Raw genomic sequence first — 15,894 nt, forward strand, 5'->3', positions numbered from 1 at the left:
GTTATTTAGCTCTTTCTATAATTTCTACTAATCTCCAGTTTTTTGTTTTACTCAGCGGACGAGTTTCCATGATTAATACCGTATCGCCGATACCGCAGGTATTAGTTTCGTCATGAGCTTTAAATTTAGTAGTTTTTTTAACGAACTTACCATAGATAGGGTGTTTTACTTTACGTTCAACAGCCACTACAATAGACTTGTCCATTTTGTTGCTAACTACTAAGCCGATTCTTGTTTTTCTTAAATTTCTTTCCATTTCGACTTTAAATTTTACGCCTCAGAGGCTGTTTCGTTTTTAGCTGCAGCTTTGCGTGCACTGATCTCTGTACTGATACGAGCGATAGCTCTGCGTGCTGCTTTGATCACGTTAGGGTTCTCAATAGCTGAAACAGCATGTGCAAATTTCAATTTCGTAAGGGCTGCTTTCTCCTCTACAAGACGAGCTGCTAAGTCCTCATTAGATAATTCTAAAATTTCTGAATTTTTCATGTTTTTTCAGTTGTTATTTGGGTTATCATCTGTTTATATATAGCGTTAGGGGTAACGGCCCTAACGCTTAAATGATGACATTACCAAGATTTTTATGCTTCAACGTAGTCTCTACGAATCACAAACTTAGTTTGAACCGGAAGTTTTTGAGCTGCAAGGCGTAAAGCTTCTTTGGCAATTTCCAAAGGCACACCTTCTGCTTCAAATAACATACGGCCTGGGCGTACTACTGCTACCCAGTATTCTGGAGCACCCTTACCTTTACCCATACGTACCTCTGCAGGTTTTTTCGTAACAGGTTTGTCAGGGAAAATACGAATCCAAACTTGACCTTCACGTTTCATATAACGTGTAACCGCAATACGAGCTGCCTCGATTTGACGGCTAGTGATCCATGCTTGCTCCATTGTTTTGATACCGAAAGAACCGAAAGCTAACTCCGCTCCACGAGAAGCGTTACCTTTCATGCGGCCTTTCTGCATCTTTCTGAACTTCGTTCTTTTTGGCTGTAACATGTTCGTATACTTTTTAAATCTGCTTCTTCAGCAGGTTTTTGTTGTAATCTAAATAAACTGTATTAATCTTTTTTCGGACCACGGTTATTTCCACCACGGTTGTTTCCACCACGGTTGTTTCCACCGCGACCACCTTTGTTACGGTTGTCACGACGTTCACCACCACCTTCGTGGTTGCCACGTGATTTTACACCGGATGCTTGACCAATGTTTGGAGATAAGTCACGTTTACCGTAGACCTCACCTTTACAGATCCAAACTTTGATACCGATTTTACCGTATGTAGTCAATGCTTCAGCTAAAGCGTAGTCGATATCAGCACGCAATGTGTGTAAAGGAGTTCTTCCTTCTTTGTATTGTTCAGTACGTGCCATCTCAGCACCACCTAAACGACCAGAACACATGATTTTGATACCTTCTGCACCCATACGCATGGTAGAAGCGATTGAAGTTTTCATTGCACGACGGAATGAAATACGCGCCTCTAATTGTTTAGCGACACCTTCAGCTACTAACTTAGCATCTAACTCAGGGCGTTTGATCTCGAAAATGTTGATTTGAACATCCTTTTTAGTCAGTTTTTTCAACTCTTCTTTGATCTTGTCAACTTCTTGACCACCTTTTCCGATAACGATACCTGGACGAGCAGTGTGAATTGTAACAGTGATACGTTTTAAAGTTCTTTCGATAACAACTTTAGCTACACCACCTTTTGCAATACGAACAGAAAGATATTTTCTGATTTTTTCGTCTTCAACTAATTTATCGGAATAGTTTTTACCTCCGAACCAGTTAGAATCCCAACCTTTGATGATTCCTAATCTGCTACCTATTGGATTTGCTTTTTGTCCCATTTCTCAATAAATTAGTTTTGTTCAACGTTTAATTTGCTATCAACTACCAACGTAACGTGATTTGAACGTTTACGAACTCTGTATCCGCGACCTTGAGGAGCTGGGCGCAATCTTTTCAATTGACGACCGCCACCTACTGATACTTCTTTTACAATTAGTTCGCTTTCTTCCACTGATTTACCTTCGTTCTTGGCTTCCCAGTTTTTGATTGCAGATAATAATAATTTTTCTACACGAGCAGCAGCTTCTTTACTAGAGTGTTTCAAAATGTATAATGCATTTTCAACACGCTGGCCACGAATTAAGTCTACCACTAAACGCATCTTACGAGGCGAAGTAGGGCAGTTCAATAATTTGGCATCCGAAGCTCCACCTTGTTGAGCTTTCTCTTGCTCTTTGCGTTGTCTAATTAAGACAGACTTTTTAAGTTTTTTTGTTGCTTCCATTACCTATTATTTTTTCTTTTCTGCGTGGCCTCTGAATGTACGCGTAGGCGCGAATTCACCAAGCTTGTGACCTACCATATTTTCTGTTACATAAACAGGGATAAATTTATTCCCGTTGTGCACTGCGAAGGTATGGCCAACAAAATCAGGTGAAATCATTGATCTACGAGACCATGTTTTGATAACTGACTTTTTGTTAGTTTCATTCATAGAAAGAACTTTTCTTTCTAAGTTGTGATCGATATAAGGACCTTTTTTAATTGAACGAGCCATTATTTTTTCCTTCTCTCAATGATGTAACGATTCGATGTTTTCTTCTTGTAACGTGTTTTGAAGCCTTTAGCTAATACACCTGTACGTGAGCGTGGGTGACCTCCTGAAGTACGGCCTTCACCACCACCCATTGGGTGATCTACTGGGTTCATCGCAACACCACGAACTCTTGGACGACGACCTAACCAACGTTTGCGACCTGCTTTACCTAACACTTGGTTAGATCTTTCATGGTTCGATACGGAACCAATTGTAGCAACACAAGTCAATAAGATCATACGTGTTTCGCCTGAAGGCAATTTGATGATGGCATATTTACCATCACGAGCAGACAATTGAGCATAAGTACCAGCCGAACGAGCAATTGAACCACCTTGACCAGGATTTAATTCAATGTTGTGGATGATAGAACCCAATGGAATGTTTGCTAATGGTAATGTATTACCAACTTCTGGGGCAACTTTATCACCTGCAACTACAGTTTGACCAACTTGTAAACCAGCTGGAGCAATGATGTAGCGTTTTTCACCATCAGCGTAATGCAACAATGCAATACGAGCAGTACGGTTTGGATCGTACTCAATAGTAGCTACTTTTGCAGGGATATCTTTTTTATCGCGTTTGAAATCAATTAATCGGTATACTTTTTTATGTCCCCCACCGAGATAACGCATAGTCATTTTACCGGAGTTATTACGACCACCTGATTTCTTGTTGATTTTTACTACTAACGATTTTTCAGGAACGTTTGTAGTAACATCAGAATAATCTGCGCCTATTCTGAAACGAGTACCAGGGGTTACCGGTTTGAATCTTTTAACTGCCATCTTAAATTATATAGTACTGTAAAAGTCAATAGTTTCGCCATCTTTAATAGTAATGATAGCTTTTTTATACTTAGGAGCTCTACCAGATACGAAACCTGCTTTTGTGTAACGGCTTTTTGCTTTACCTGCTACAACTGCAGTGTTTACAGCAAGAACTGTCACACCGAACATAGCTTCAACAGCTGATTTAATCTGGATTTTGTTTGCTCTGTGATCTACTTTGAAAGCGTAACGGTTTAATTTTTCCGTTAAGATAGAAGCTTTCTCAGTCAAGATAGGTTTTTTGATAATTTCCATATTACTTAGCTAATGCTTCCTCCAAAGTTTTAACAGAATCTGTTGTTAACAATAATTTTGTTGCATTTAATACATCGTATGTATTTAAATCAGAAGCAACAATAACTTTTGCTTTCTTCAAGTTTCTGCTTGATAAATAAACATTTTTATCATATGCTGGCAAAACCAATAAAGTTTTCTCGTCAGCAATGTTCAACGCGTTTACTAAAGCAACATAGTTTTTTGTTTTGCAAGAATCGAATTGAACTGCATCCAAAACAACTACATTATTATCTTGAGCTTTGTAAGACAACGCTGATTTACGTGCTACTTGTTTCAATTTTTTATTCAATTTGAACGAGTAATCACGAGGTTGAGGACCGAATACACGACCACCACCATTAAACAATGGAGATTTGATAGAACCCGCACGAGCACCACCAGTACCTTTTTGTTTGTGTAATTTACGAGTTGAACCCGCGATTTCATTACGTTGTTTAGATTTGTGAGTTCCTTGGCGTTGGTTCGCTAAGTATTGTTTCACATCCAAATAGATCGCATGATCGTTAGGCTCTAACCCAAATACCGACTCAGGAAGTTGCACCTTGGCACCTGTTTCTTTACCTGATAAATTTAAAACTTTAACTTCCATCTCTACTATTTGTCTACGATTACATAAGAACCTTTAGCTCCTGGAATGGAACCACTAACAACGATAAGGTTTTGCTCAGCGTAAACTTTCAACACCTGTAAGTTTTGAACTTTAACTCTGTCACCACCTGTACGACCAGCCATGCGCATACCTTTAAATACGCGTGAAGGCCATGATGAAGCACCTAATGAACCTGGAGCACGTAATCTGTTGTGCTGACCGTGAGTCGCACCACCTACACCACCAAATCCATGACGTTTCATTACACCTTGGAAACCTTTACCTTTTGAAGTACCGACTACATCTACGAATTCGCCTTCCTCGAAAAGTGTAACGTCAACTACGTCACCAAGTTGTTTTGCATCTGGGAAAGTTTTAAACTCTACCAACTTACGCTTAGGCGTTGTGTTTGCTTTCGCAAAGTGCCCTTTCAAAGGAGCTGTCGTGTTTTTCTCCTTAGCTTCGTCGAAGCCAAGTTGAATTGCCGAGTAGCCGTCCTTTTCTTCCGTACGTATCTGCGTAACCACGCACGGCCCGGCCTGAATCACTGTACAAGGAATATTTTTCCCATCAGCGTTAAACAGGCTCGTCATTCCTACTTTTTTTCCAATAATACCTGACATGTTGTAAATTAATTAATTAAAAGTCCTTCGAAGCAGTAGGGCTTCGCTCAAGACACACTATTCCCATTAAGGGACTGCAAAGTTACAAACATTTTTATAACTGTCAAATAATTAGTGAATTATTTTTTTTATTTTCTAGATGTTCTCTTCATCCACCCCAAATTTTCGAATAATACCTATCCAGCTCTCCGCTCCGGTTAAATCGTCTTCAAAAAAATAAAATGATATCCGCTTATTTCTGCTGCCATACAGCTGTCACAGACTGCCGTAATTTTGAACTGTCATACAACGCGAGATGCGATGTAAATCTTTAAAAACTTATCATACAATGATTATGAAAACAGACATCATTTCCAAAAACGAACTACTTGCACATTGGTTGGGCCACCGAACTTTGACGAGACAAACCATTGAAAAATTTCCCGAAGGAGAATTGTTCAATTATAAAGTTGAAGGCATGCGAACTTTCGCAGACATGATCAAGGAATTATTAGGGATCGCTGTTCCGGGACTCCAGGAAATTGTGAACAACAAAAGTGGTGAACTCAATGAAAATTTAGGCTACTCAACCAAAGCACAATTACTTCAGGCATGGGATGAGGCAACCCCACAGATTACCGAACTATTCAATAAGATTTCGGAAGAACGATTTGCAGAAGAATTCAACTTATTTGGACAATACAAATCGCCAGTCATTCACAGCATTTTATATTTTATCGACAATGAGATCCATCATCGCGGACAGGCATTTGTCTACTTACGCTTACTGGGTATCCAACCACCATTTTTCTGGGAAAGGGGCTAATACCTGATACCTACAACGGAAGTTTTCACCTAACGTGGATCAAAACTTTTTAATATAATTACAGTCTAACTTGTTCGGCATCCTCCCTTTCAGCCGAACAAGTTTTTCATTTGCCATAGCAAGGCCCCTAACTCCTTCGTTTACGACTAAACTTGCTCCAAAGCAGCCGAAAGCAAACGCTTCACGGTTTCTTTTAGTGATTCAGGCTCAATAATCCTCCCTTTATCGGCAAACATTAGATACCAGCGCGCAAAACCATTCTCCATATTTATACTTTCAAAATGCATCTCCACATAGTTGTCCGCAACGATTTCTTTTTGGAAGCCAAAATAGTGACGGTCCCATTCCATATAGCGGGCCATATCCTTGTCCACCTGCACAATGACTTTTGTTGTAGGCACTTCATGGCGTTTATTCAGAAAATAGGAGAGTTCGGGGTGCTCTTTTGCAAAATCATCTTCGAGTATTCTGATGTTGTTTATTCTGTCTAGACGGAATTGCCTATAATCATTCCTTAACTTACAAAAAGCAAGAATATACCAGAACTTACTCTCCACGAAGATACCAACAGCTTCGATCTCACGCCTTTCTGGACTTTTATCGGAGGGTTTGGAATAATAGATTTCAACACATTTTTTGGCAGCGATGCTTTCAATCAGAATATTGGTACCATGGGTCAACTTTTCATTGAACTGATGACGTCCGCCCCGAACGAGAAAATTGTCTCCAACCAGTGCAACTTGCTCCTTTTCATTCCCCCTTAATATGGCTTTCATTTTCAACAGTGCGGTGGCAAAATGATGGGCTAGGTTCCGATCCGTATATTTCTCGACCAATTTCTCTGCTGCGACAAAACTCAACGCCTCTTCCCTTGTAAATTGCAGGGGCGGCATTTTATAGCCCTCCACTAAAGAGTATCCACTTCCAGCTTCACCATAAATTGGTATTCCGGCCTGCATCAAAGAACGGATATCACGGTAAATTGTACGTTGACTCACTTCATAGCGTTCTGCCAATGCCGCCGCTGTCACAACAGGCTTGGCCTGTAAATGCATATAAATAGCGAGTATACGATCAAATCTTTTCTGGATATCCGTCATCGGGATAAAGGTACAAAAAGCCTAAATCAATTACGAATCCAGCATCTACACCTATATCACCCCACAATAAATAGAATTCGAAAAGTCGCCTTCGAGTGTATCCCATACGCTGACATAAACATGGAGATCACCTGTTTTTCTGCTTATCTCCTCAACTTGTAATGAACAGGAGCCCTGATTTACTTTTGCAATGGAGGTTCTCAAATGCGACTCGGTATCCAAGCCTATGAGTCCCAGATTGATTTTATATATACTGCTTTTATATTGATCATCCACAGTCCAGCTAAGATCAATCCGATCGCCATCCAAGCTTACTTGACAGTTGGCTAATGGGGTAAGCGGACCTGAAAACAGCAATAGCTTTTCAGGGTTAACGAAAGGTTTATTCTGTGCATCCAGTTCAAGAGTCTCTTTAAAAATGTGGCGCTGCGCCAATTGGAAAGCTCCTACACGACTTCCTTTTTTCGCTAGCGATTGATAACCAAACTCAAGAATTCTTTTATTCCATGCGGCAAACTTACCTGCAACTTTCTGTTTTTCTCTATTTAAAAGTTCGGCCTCACTGGGTGGAGACGTTCGTTTTCTTTTGCCACCACGTATGATATTTTGGCCATTCAATAGATAAGCACTCACCGAACCAAATTTCCCAACAATAGGGCCGTTCGGACCATTTTGTAAAATTGCCATAAAGTTTCTCTCCTTCTGTTTATAATTGATGGTATATAACTTATTACCAAGTTAATATCAAATTCCCTATTAACAGAGGAGTAACACTATTATTACAAGGATATAGCAGGGGGTTAACAGGGGTAATACCCCTGTTAACCCCCTGCTAACCCCTAGTTATTCCCCTGTAATCACCATGTTAATATAGGAATTGGTATTAAATAGGTGTTTATTTGTTTACTAGACGAGGAAGGGTATTTTTTAACAGTGAACGATCAAATACAACACAACCAATCTCGTTTTAAGCGAAGGAGATGTAGGTACGGGATAAGTCTGATAAACAAAAAAAGTGAAGCACGCTATACTTCACTTTTTCCACAGGATGTTAACAACTTTGTTGAAAACTCCAGAATCCTCTCGTTATGGTTTGATTACCTTTTCTCCACGGAGCAATCGGTCATACCGCACCAAGGCCTCTACATAATAGTAATCGGCATACGTTAAAGGCACGTCAACCTCTGTTTTATGTGGGATCGAACCGACACTATGTTTTAAGATATATCCCCCCGCTTCTTTGAAATCTGCTTTATAAGGTTTAGAAGACAGTGACCGCAACATCTGCTCAGCTTTTGAGATATAGAGCTGGCTTTCACTACCTGTTGTGTATTGTGCCAGTTCCAGCAAAGCCGAAGCTGTCACCGAAGCTGTTGATACATCACGGAGATCCTTCTGACTATAATATTTACTATCCGGAGTAAGCTTGTTCTGGTCCATATCCCAATAAGGGATCAGATCCTTTGGAAGATTGGGATGATTCAGATAAAACTGTGCAATATGCCTAGCTTGTTCCAAATATTTCTTGTCACCAGTCTCGCGGTACATCATCGTATAACCATACAATCCCCAAGACTGTCCCCTAGCCCAAGCGGATTCATCAAAAGCACCTTGCGCCGTCTTTCTCGAAATAATGCTTCCATCTTGCGGATTGTAATCCACGACATGGTAGGAACTATAATCTTTTCGATAGTGATTGAGCATCGTTGTATTGGCATGCTGCACTGCAATATCACGATAACGCTTATCACCTGTCATCTTGGAAACTTCCGTCAAAAACTCCAAGTTCATCATATTGTCGATGATCACTGGATAGGTCCAAGGCTGCCCATCCCAATTTTTGCCACCGTCCCATGAACGGATAGTTTTGGGTGCTTCGTGGAAACGTGTCGCCAACGACGCTGCTCCAATACTTAAAATTCCTTTATAGGACGCCGAATCACCCGTCAAGCGCAATGCATTACCAAAGCTGCAGTACAACATAAAGCCCAAATCATGTGTTCCCTTGTTGTTCTTCTCCTTCTCGAGTTCTTTTAATTTGCTTTTTGCTTCCGTCAAAAGCTTTTCATCCTTAGTATACTCGTATAAGTATAACACTGTACCGGGATAAAACCCAGAGCACCACCAACTTGAACCCCAATTCACATATTTACCATCTTTATAGGTTGTAGGCATATCCGATTCACCGATCGATGCTGCGAGGTAGGCAATTTGTTTATGTGCATCTTCTAAATTGGTACGGACAAATTCCTTGTCAAGCCCCAATTTCACTGTCCCTAGATTTCGCTGACTGGAACAGGAAATTCCCTGCATTCCTAGCCCGATCATTAAAGCTCCCGTAATATAGTGTTGTATCTTCATTTTATCCAATCCTTAATCTTTTGCTTTTTATTCTTTTTTCGTTTAATAACTTACATAATAGTCCTTGGGAAATTGCTCCGCATTCCAGCATTTTTGGGAAGTCCATGGTTGCGGGGCACAGGTCCAGAACTCATCGTCTGCTGGTAATCCCAAAGGCAAGAATGACAGGGAGGCCACATACATTGAACCTGCATTTGTATAGTAATCTGCGAGATTGGATTGTTTATCCCCCACTACGCCCATACGTAGCCATCCTGACGGCGCAAAAGTTTTGTCAATATAAATATGCCGAAGTATAGTGGTCAATGCAGCCCTAACCTGTCCTTTCGAGATATCTTCGGGCAGCCTATTTTCTAAAGCAACTGTTGCTAGCGGTTGGAATGCAGCATTCTTATAAGTTGATGAACGGCCAACAACGACATAATGACCTTCCGGCGAGATCATGCGTTCCAGATGATGCGCATAGCGCTGCATTCGTTTGTAGGCTCGCTCATACATCTCTTTGTATTTTCCTCCTGCTGGGATATTATGACGCAGCGACTCAACCTGCATGCAATGGATTACATACCCGTTGTAGTGATCAAAACTAAAATGGGCACCATCACTATACCAGCCATCTCCCACATACCATTCCTGATCAAATTTATTGACCGCATAATCGATTTTTTCCCTTGCACATTCCTCTCCTATGCTGTAAAGAAATGTTTCTGTCATTGCCGCAAACAGCAGCCAATTACTTTCATTTGGCTTGATCTTCCGCAGCAGTTTAAACTCTTCGACGACTCTTTGCTTAGTGGCTTGGTCCAAAGGCTGCCATAAAGCTTGGGGAGCCCTCAAAAAAGCCAGTGCAAGATGCGCTGCATCCACAAGGGTCTGAGAAGAAGGTCCTCGCCAAGTAAAATAATCAGGAGATTTTGGATCTACCCCATACTTTATCCCCAATAGCGCTTGATCCCGTAATTGCTTACGTAATTTACCTTCCTCAGTTGCATCATCCGGTAATGCCAGCCAAGGTGCCATTCCAGCCAACAACCGCCCAAAGGCTTCCAGGTATCCAACTCCAGGGTCTCTGCTATCAAAAGTCGGGCTCACCTCCATCGGCATATTTTTACGCCATTGTTGTTTACTAATATTGCTTAATATTGGAGCTGCCATCTTATGTAAAATAGATACCCAATAAGCCCGGTCATTTTCGATAAAATTTCTTTTATCGTCTAAACTGTTTGCCTTTGCTTCCACTGGTAAAGACGCAGTTAACGCGCCAACTCCAGCTCCGCCCAACAATTTTAATAGGAATCTTCTCTTCATCGATAATGGTTTATAAATTAATGTGAGCATGATAACACTACACAAAACATTAAAAATCTTTATTTTACGTTAAAAAAGCAAGCAAAAAGAAATCAATCGCTCTAGCAAACGATTGCATAAGCGATTGATAACAACTTTTTTACGTGAAAGCGTTATGCCAACTCTCCTACCAGCCCGTATTTTGTGTCAAGCTTGTATTTCGTTGTCTTTCTACTTCAGGAATTGGCCAGGTCAACAATTGATCACCCAAATAGGTGTATTTATCAACAATTGCTCCCCAAGGTTGCTTATTTCCTGCATTTCCATTAAAAACTTGATCTTTCCAAGATTTCCAACGCAATTCATCAAAATAGATAACCCCCTCACCGAAAAGCTCCCTTCTACGTTCATTACGGATACGGCTCGTTAAATCAGCTTTATCCTTCACAGTCGTAGCAACCGAACTGTTCAATAATCCAACTCCTGCTCTGCTACGGACTTCATTCACCTTATCTACAGCCGGAGCCGTTTGTCCCTTTTCATTTAGTGCCTCAGCCCACAATAAAAGAACATCTGCATACCGTATCACCGGATAATCTATATCACCAGCTACCCGACTCGGAATAGGTGGCTTTCCACCTTCATAGACAAACTTACGTGGAATGTAAAAGAACTGGCTCTCCATATCTGTTCTCAAATCAAAGACATTGCCCAACTGTTCGACATGTGGCCATCTGGAGGTGAAAGTCTGATCTGCCGAACCATTCATCCCCACAAAAGTTGAATAGGGTAGAATAACATTTGCGTTTAAACGCGGATCCCGATTATCATAAGCCTTTTTTAAGCGTTCTTCATTACCATTATTTAAATACAATCCAAAATCGAGCCCCTTAGAAACCAAATCATTGTATTTAGCTGGCTTCTTATTATCATTTGCAACTTTCTCTACATTATTTCTTACAAAATAGATTTCTCTCTTTTCGGGTGCCATAGCGCTATAACCAGGGATTACATCATCCCAGTTAAATTTACTGCCATCCTTATTTTCATACAGATCTACAAAATCAGGGCTTACCATGTAGGTATCCCAATTGGAACCAAATGCCGAACGGCTACCGAAGTAAAACTGCATGGTTGAACCATAATTATCCAAAGCAATATTTTGAATAGAAAAAATCATTTCATCAGACTTCTCATTCGCTGCCGTAAACAAGGCTTTGTAATTAGGAAACAGTTGATGGCCTGCATCCTTTACCGCCTGAAAATCCGAAATGGCTTTATCCCAATCTTGAAGATACATATAAACTTTTCCACGGAGCGCATAGGCCGCAGACTTCGAAATCCGACCAAAATTTTTATCTCCCGCGGGGAATTTCGTTGGTAGATTGGCCTCAGCAATACAATCTGTCAGATCCTTAATAATAAAATCCCAAACTTCCTTTTCCGTATTTCTGGGCTTAGTAGCCTCATTATATTTGATCGGTGCATCATAGATAGGTACGCCACGATAAAGTTGGTTCAGCCTATAATAGTAAAAAGCACGTAAAAACTTTACTTCCGCAAGCAAACGCGCTTTTTTCTCTGGGGCCGAAGGTGAAATATTGTTGATTCCGTAAATAGCATCGTTGGCGCGATGCACACTTTCATAGAGCTCTTTCCAGACATCTGCAAAAAGTGATGTCGAAGTATTGGCTGTCGCATTTAATAATACGTCACCTCCTCTAGGGATCAGCGTATTGGACAAACGGTCATATTGATAGAGCTCTCTATTATTTGTACCACCCGTAGTATATCCAAAGCGTAACGCCTGATACACGCCATTTACCCCCAGGTCGGTATAATTGTCTGTCGTCCACATCTTATCTTCTGGAACCTGTGTATTAGATGTGATATCCAATAAATCCTTTTTACAAGATCCTAGTGTGCCCAGGAGAATCGCTAGCGCAGATACACGCCAAGTATATCTTTTACAAGACGCAAATAGATTTTGTATTTCTTTTTCTAATATTTTCTTCATGTCTTTTTAGTATTAAAATCCAACATTCAACCCAAATGCATATTGTTTCATCGTTGGATACTTAGCTCCTGCCCCGATTTCTGGATCAGCACCAGGGAATTTGGTAAACATCAACAGGTTCTCGCCGGAGAAGTAAACACGTAGATTACGTACATGCAGTCGTTCCGTCAGCTTACTATTGAATGTGTAGCCTATTTGTAGATTTCTCAATTTGATAAAATCTGCTTTGTAGAGGTAGTAATCGTTAGCCGCATTATTGACGGATTCACCGTTATATTTCAGCCGTGCATAAGATCCATTGATATTCGTACGAGGATCACTTGGATTTGCTGGATCATAAAAATAATGATCATCTGCCACACGTTTCGAAATACCATTTCCATCACGAACAATATTGTTGCTATACCCCTCATCGTTCCAATAATATTGTAAATTCCCTTCACCGGACCATAACATATTTAGGTCAAAACCTTTATATGCAAACCCTAGATTAAGACCATAAATATATTTGGGAATATTGGATGTTCCAGTAAAATCTAGATCATTCTCGTTGCCATATATCTTGTCACCATTTAAATCTGCATATAGGAAATCTCCGTAATACAATTGTTCTTTACCCAATGTATTTACAGGTGAAAAACTATAACCTGCAGCCTTCATATCTTGCACCCATTTATAATCAGCTTCAGTACGAATCATACCATCACGAGGTCCTCCATTCGGATTTACTGCGCCCCCGCCTGAATAATAGCTACCATCTCCTTTATAACGTTGTCTGACATAATATTCTTGATACATATGCCCTTCCAAATTTCGCTGGTTTGTACCCACTGCATTGGAAACCTGTCCAATATTTGTACTATAGACACTTGTACCATTGATATCATTCCATCCCCTGTTTAGTTGACCTTTAAGCTTCGTTATTCTATTTTTATTGTAGGCAAAATTACCGCCGATATTATAGCTGACTTCCCCAATTTTATCTTTCCATGTCAAATTGAGTTCTATACCACTATTGCGCATCGAGGCCGAGTTGACAATCGGAGGAGCCGTTGTACCAGCGGCTAGCGGCAACTGATCCGGAACCAGGATTCCTGAAGTCAATTTGTTGTAGTAATTCAACTCCACATAGGCCTTTTTTTGGAATGTCGAAAATTCCAGGCCTGCTTCCTTATTCTCACTTTCCTCCCAGGCTAATAACCTATTTCCAAATCTGCTAAGCTCTAGGCCTCCAACCTGTGACCCACCAAAAGAATAACCCGCGTTACCAAAGAAAGCAAGTGCCGGAAAATAGTTTTCATTGTTCGGATCACCATTGTTTCGATCATTCCCTAATTTACCCCAAGATCCACGTAGTTTGACATTTTGTACATAAGGTTCAAGTCCTTTCATAAATGACTCTTTGGAGAGCAACCAGCCCAAACCAACGGATGGGAAATAACCGACTTGCTTATCCTTTCCGAATTTAGAGGAAGCATCTCGGCGTAAATTCAATTCAACCAGATATTTTCCATCAAAATCATAGTTTACGCGGCCAAAGAAAGAACGCATGCCAGTCTGATATTCATTACCGTCAATGCTGTTCATCTCATTTGCAGTACCGATATTGGAAATTGTTGGATCGATAACACCTCTTTTCGAGGCAGAAAATGTGTACCATTTTGTTTGGAACTCATTATGCCCTAGCAATGCACCAATATTATGCTTGCCAATACTTGTTTCATAGCGAAGTACATTATCAAATGTGAGTGTACGGAGATTCTCATATCCTTGAGATAATGTTAATGTACTAGCTACACCCGCAGGATAAACGATTTTATTGGTCTCAAAACTGTACTTATCGACCGGGATTGAACTACCTGTCTGTTCGCGCGAGCGCATTTGATAGTTAAACTTGGTTTCAAAAGTCAGTCCCTTGATGATTTTGAGATTCGCAAAAATCGTTGAGTTAAAATTTGAGACTCTATCCATCCCTTGAGGTTCATACAAATATTGCATGAGATTGTTCAATTGCACCGATTCTTCCGCTGCCACAGCTCCGCCAAATCGGCCGTCATACATTGGATATACCCCCGGTGTAGACTGTCTTAAAAAATTATATAAATTATCGACGTTGGCTTTTTTCCGGTCTTCTGTTGAGGCAAACATATTCGTACCAACAGTCAATCTATCTCCAATCTTGGTACTTATATTCGTTCTCAATTCATATTTCTTTGCCCCTGTATTTTTCATAATCCCGGGATTATCAAACATCCTTCCCGAGAGCATGTAATTTGTCGATTCGGAACCTCCAGTTGCAGAAACATTATGACTTTGGATCCAGGCAGAATTATAAATCCAATCCGTCCAATCGGTATTTGGGTAGGCAATATAATTTGGTAATCCAGACGCCGCCAATACACCATTTGGATCTGCATTGGCCTTTCGCCAAAGGTCAATTGTAGATTCGGCATATTTGGCCGGTTTACCTAAATTGAACGTTCCTTCGTTCATTAACTCCATGTGACGCACATAATCAGACACAAACTCCGGCGTACCCATAGGTTTGGTTCGAGAGAGGATACCAGAATAGTTTAATTGTGTTTTCTGGTTTGCTTTTCCTTTCTTAGTCGTGATCAAAATAACACCATTACCAGCACGGGTACCATAGATTGAAGCCGATGATGCATCTTTTAAAACTGAGATCGTCTCAATATCGTTAGGATTTACAGCATCCATTGATCCCACAATCCCGTCAATCACAACAAGTGCCTCCGAATTGTTCAATGAACCAACCCCACGTACGCGAATAGTGGCACCATCACTGCCAGGTCTACCTGTACTTTGTTTAACCTGTACACCAGCTGCAACACCACTTAGTGCAGTAGAAACATTCGTCACCGGTCGATTCTCTATTTGCTTTGCATCAATCGTACTTACAGATCCTAACAATTTCTCCTTTTTTTGCGTTCCATACCCCACGACTACAACTTCATCAATGGCCGCACTCATTCCATCCAGAGTAACATTAATGACATTGCGCCCATTAACAGCTACTTCCTGGTTTTGATAACCGATATAGGAAACGACAATTGTTGCATTGGAGCTCACTGACAATGAATAGGTACCAGTAGCGTTTGTAGAAGTAGAAATACTTCCACCCTTTTCTCGAATCGTTACACCCGCTAAAGGTGCTCCTTGACTGTCTGTAATCCGCCCCGTAATCGAAATTTTCTGCTGTGCCATAGTCGCACCCACAGTAAACATCATCATAGCAGACAGTCCAACTTTGTAAAACTTTGCCATACTTTAGGAAATTAGTTTTATAATAAAAATTGGTTGTTTAATAAGCCAAAGATGGGTCTATAAGCAAATTAAGGGGGGTGAAAT

At 40.6% G+C, this 15,894-nt stretch carries 17 protein-coding genes; 1 reads left to right on the forward strand and 16 read right to left on the reverse strand.

Annotated features, from left to right (window positions below; all coding sequences use genetic code 11):
• Window position 1: 1 nt before the first annotated feature.
• The 10 genes from rpsQ to rplC form a co-directional block, all read right to left on the reverse strand.
• Window positions 2–256 (reverse strand): 30S ribosomal protein S17, encoded by a 255-nt coding sequence (gene rpsQ / locus HMAT_RS23130; protein WP_028071573.1) that lies wholly within the window; start codon window positions 254–256, stop codon window positions 2–4.
• A 14-nt stretch (window positions 257–270) separates the two neighbouring features.
• Complete coding sequence (gene rpmC, locus HMAT_RS23135; protein ID WP_104385213.1) at window positions 271–489, reverse strand: 50S ribosomal protein L29; 219 nt, start codon at window positions 487–489, stop codon at window positions 271–273.
• 92 nt (window positions 490–581) lie between these two features.
• Complete coding sequence (rplP, locus tag HMAT_RS23140; protein WP_046674870.1) at window positions 582–1,004, reverse strand: 50S ribosomal protein L16; 423 nt, start codon at window positions 1,002–1,004, stop codon at window positions 582–584.
• A gap of 62 nt (window positions 1,005–1,066) precedes the next feature.
• Window positions 1,067–1,858 carry a 30S ribosomal protein S3 gene (gene rpsC / locus HMAT_RS23145; protein WP_077438120.1) on the reverse strand — a complete coding sequence of 264 codons (792 nt, stop codon included), beginning with the start codon at window positions 1,856–1,858 and terminating at the stop codon, window positions 1,067–1,069.
• A gap of 11 nt (window positions 1,859–1,869) precedes the next feature.
• On the reverse strand, window positions 1,870–2,304 hold the full coding sequence (rplV, locus tag HMAT_RS23150; RefSeq protein ID WP_077438121.1) for a 50S ribosomal protein L22: 435 nt from the start codon (window positions 2,302–2,304) through the stop codon (window positions 1,870–1,872).
• Window positions 2,305–2,310: 6 nt separating this feature from the next.
• Window positions 2,311–2,577 (reverse strand): 30S ribosomal protein S19, encoded by a 267-nt coding sequence (gene rpsS / locus HMAT_RS23155; RefSeq protein WP_002997495.1) that lies wholly within the window; start codon window positions 2,575–2,577, stop codon window positions 2,311–2,313.
• Complete coding sequence (gene rplB, locus HMAT_RS23160; RefSeq protein ID WP_077438122.1) at window positions 2,577–3,404, reverse strand: 50S ribosomal protein L2; 828 nt, start codon at window positions 3,402–3,404, stop codon at window positions 2,577–2,579. Before rplB ends, rpsS begins: the two co-directional genes overlap by 1 nt.
• Window positions 3,405–3,410: 6 nt before the next feature.
• A complete protein-coding gene (rplW, locus tag HMAT_RS23165; RefSeq protein ID WP_077438123.1) occupies window positions 3,411–3,701 on the reverse strand; it encodes a 50S ribosomal protein L23 in 291 nt (96 codons plus the stop codon).
• Window position 3,702: 1 nt separating this feature from the next.
• On the reverse strand, window positions 3,703–4,332 hold the full coding sequence (gene rplD / locus HMAT_RS23170; RefSeq protein ID WP_104385214.1) for a 50S ribosomal protein L4: 630 nt from the start codon (window positions 4,330–4,332) through the stop codon (window positions 3,703–3,705).
• A gap of 5 nt (window positions 4,333–4,337) precedes the next feature.
• Complete coding sequence (gene rplC, locus HMAT_RS23175; protein ID WP_104385215.1) at window positions 4,338–4,955, reverse strand: 50S ribosomal protein L3; 618 nt, start codon at window positions 4,953–4,955, stop codon at window positions 4,338–4,340.
• A 334-nt stretch (window positions 4,956–5,289) separates the two neighbouring features.
• Here rplC and HMAT_RS23180 point away from each other — a divergent pair, with 334 nt between their 5' ends.
• On the forward strand, window positions 5,290–5,760 hold the full coding sequence (locus tag HMAT_RS23180; protein WP_104385216.1) for a DinB family protein: 471 nt from the start codon (window positions 5,290–5,292) through the stop codon (window positions 5,758–5,760).
• A 146-nt stretch (window positions 5,761–5,906) separates the two neighbouring features.
• Here the strand turns inward: HMAT_RS23180 and HMAT_RS23185 are convergent, their stop codons facing one another.
• The 6 genes from HMAT_RS23185 to HMAT_RS23210 all read right to left on the reverse strand — a co-directional run bounded on the left by HMAT_RS23185 (window position 5,907) and on the right by HMAT_RS23210 (window position 15,810).
• Complete coding sequence (locus HMAT_RS23185; protein WP_104385217.1) at window positions 5,907–6,860, reverse strand: YafY family protein; 954 nt, start codon at window positions 6,858–6,860, stop codon at window positions 5,907–5,909.
• A 51-nt stretch (window positions 6,861–6,911) separates the two neighbouring features.
• The gene (locus tag HMAT_RS23190; RefSeq protein WP_104385218.1) at window positions 6,912–7,547 is read right to left on the reverse strand and encodes a hypothetical protein; all 636 of its coding nucleotides are present in this window, start codon (window positions 7,545–7,547) and stop codon (window positions 6,912–6,914) included.
• A 399-nt stretch (window positions 7,548–7,946) separates the two neighbouring features.
• Window positions 7,947–9,221: a glycoside hydrolase family 88 protein gene (locus HMAT_RS23195; protein WP_104385219.1), complete on the reverse strand. Its 1,275-nt coding sequence runs from the start codon at window positions 9,219–9,221 to the stop codon at window positions 7,947–7,949.
• A gap of 42 nt (window positions 9,222–9,263) precedes the next feature.
• Window positions 9,264–10,529: a DUF2264 domain-containing protein gene (locus tag HMAT_RS23200; protein ID WP_104385400.1), complete on the reverse strand. Its 1,266-nt coding sequence runs from the start codon at window positions 10,527–10,529 to the stop codon at window positions 9,264–9,266.
• 166 nt (window positions 10,530–10,695) lie between these two features.
• Entirely contained in the window at window positions 10,696–12,525 is a 1,830-nt protein-coding gene (locus HMAT_RS23205; RefSeq protein ID WP_104385220.1) for a RagB/SusD family nutrient uptake outer membrane protein, read from the reverse strand.
• A 12-nt stretch (window positions 12,526–12,537) separates the two neighbouring features.
• Entirely contained in the window at window positions 12,538–15,810 is a 3,273-nt protein-coding gene (locus HMAT_RS23210; RefSeq protein ID WP_104385221.1) for a TonB-dependent receptor, read from the reverse strand.
• Between the last annotated feature and the right edge of the window lie 84 nt (window positions 15,811–15,894).

The organism is Sphingobacterium sp. HMA12 (assembly GCF_002933815.1).
Lineage (GTDB): Bacteria > Bacteroidota > Bacteroidia > Sphingobacteriales > Sphingobacteriaceae > Sphingobacterium.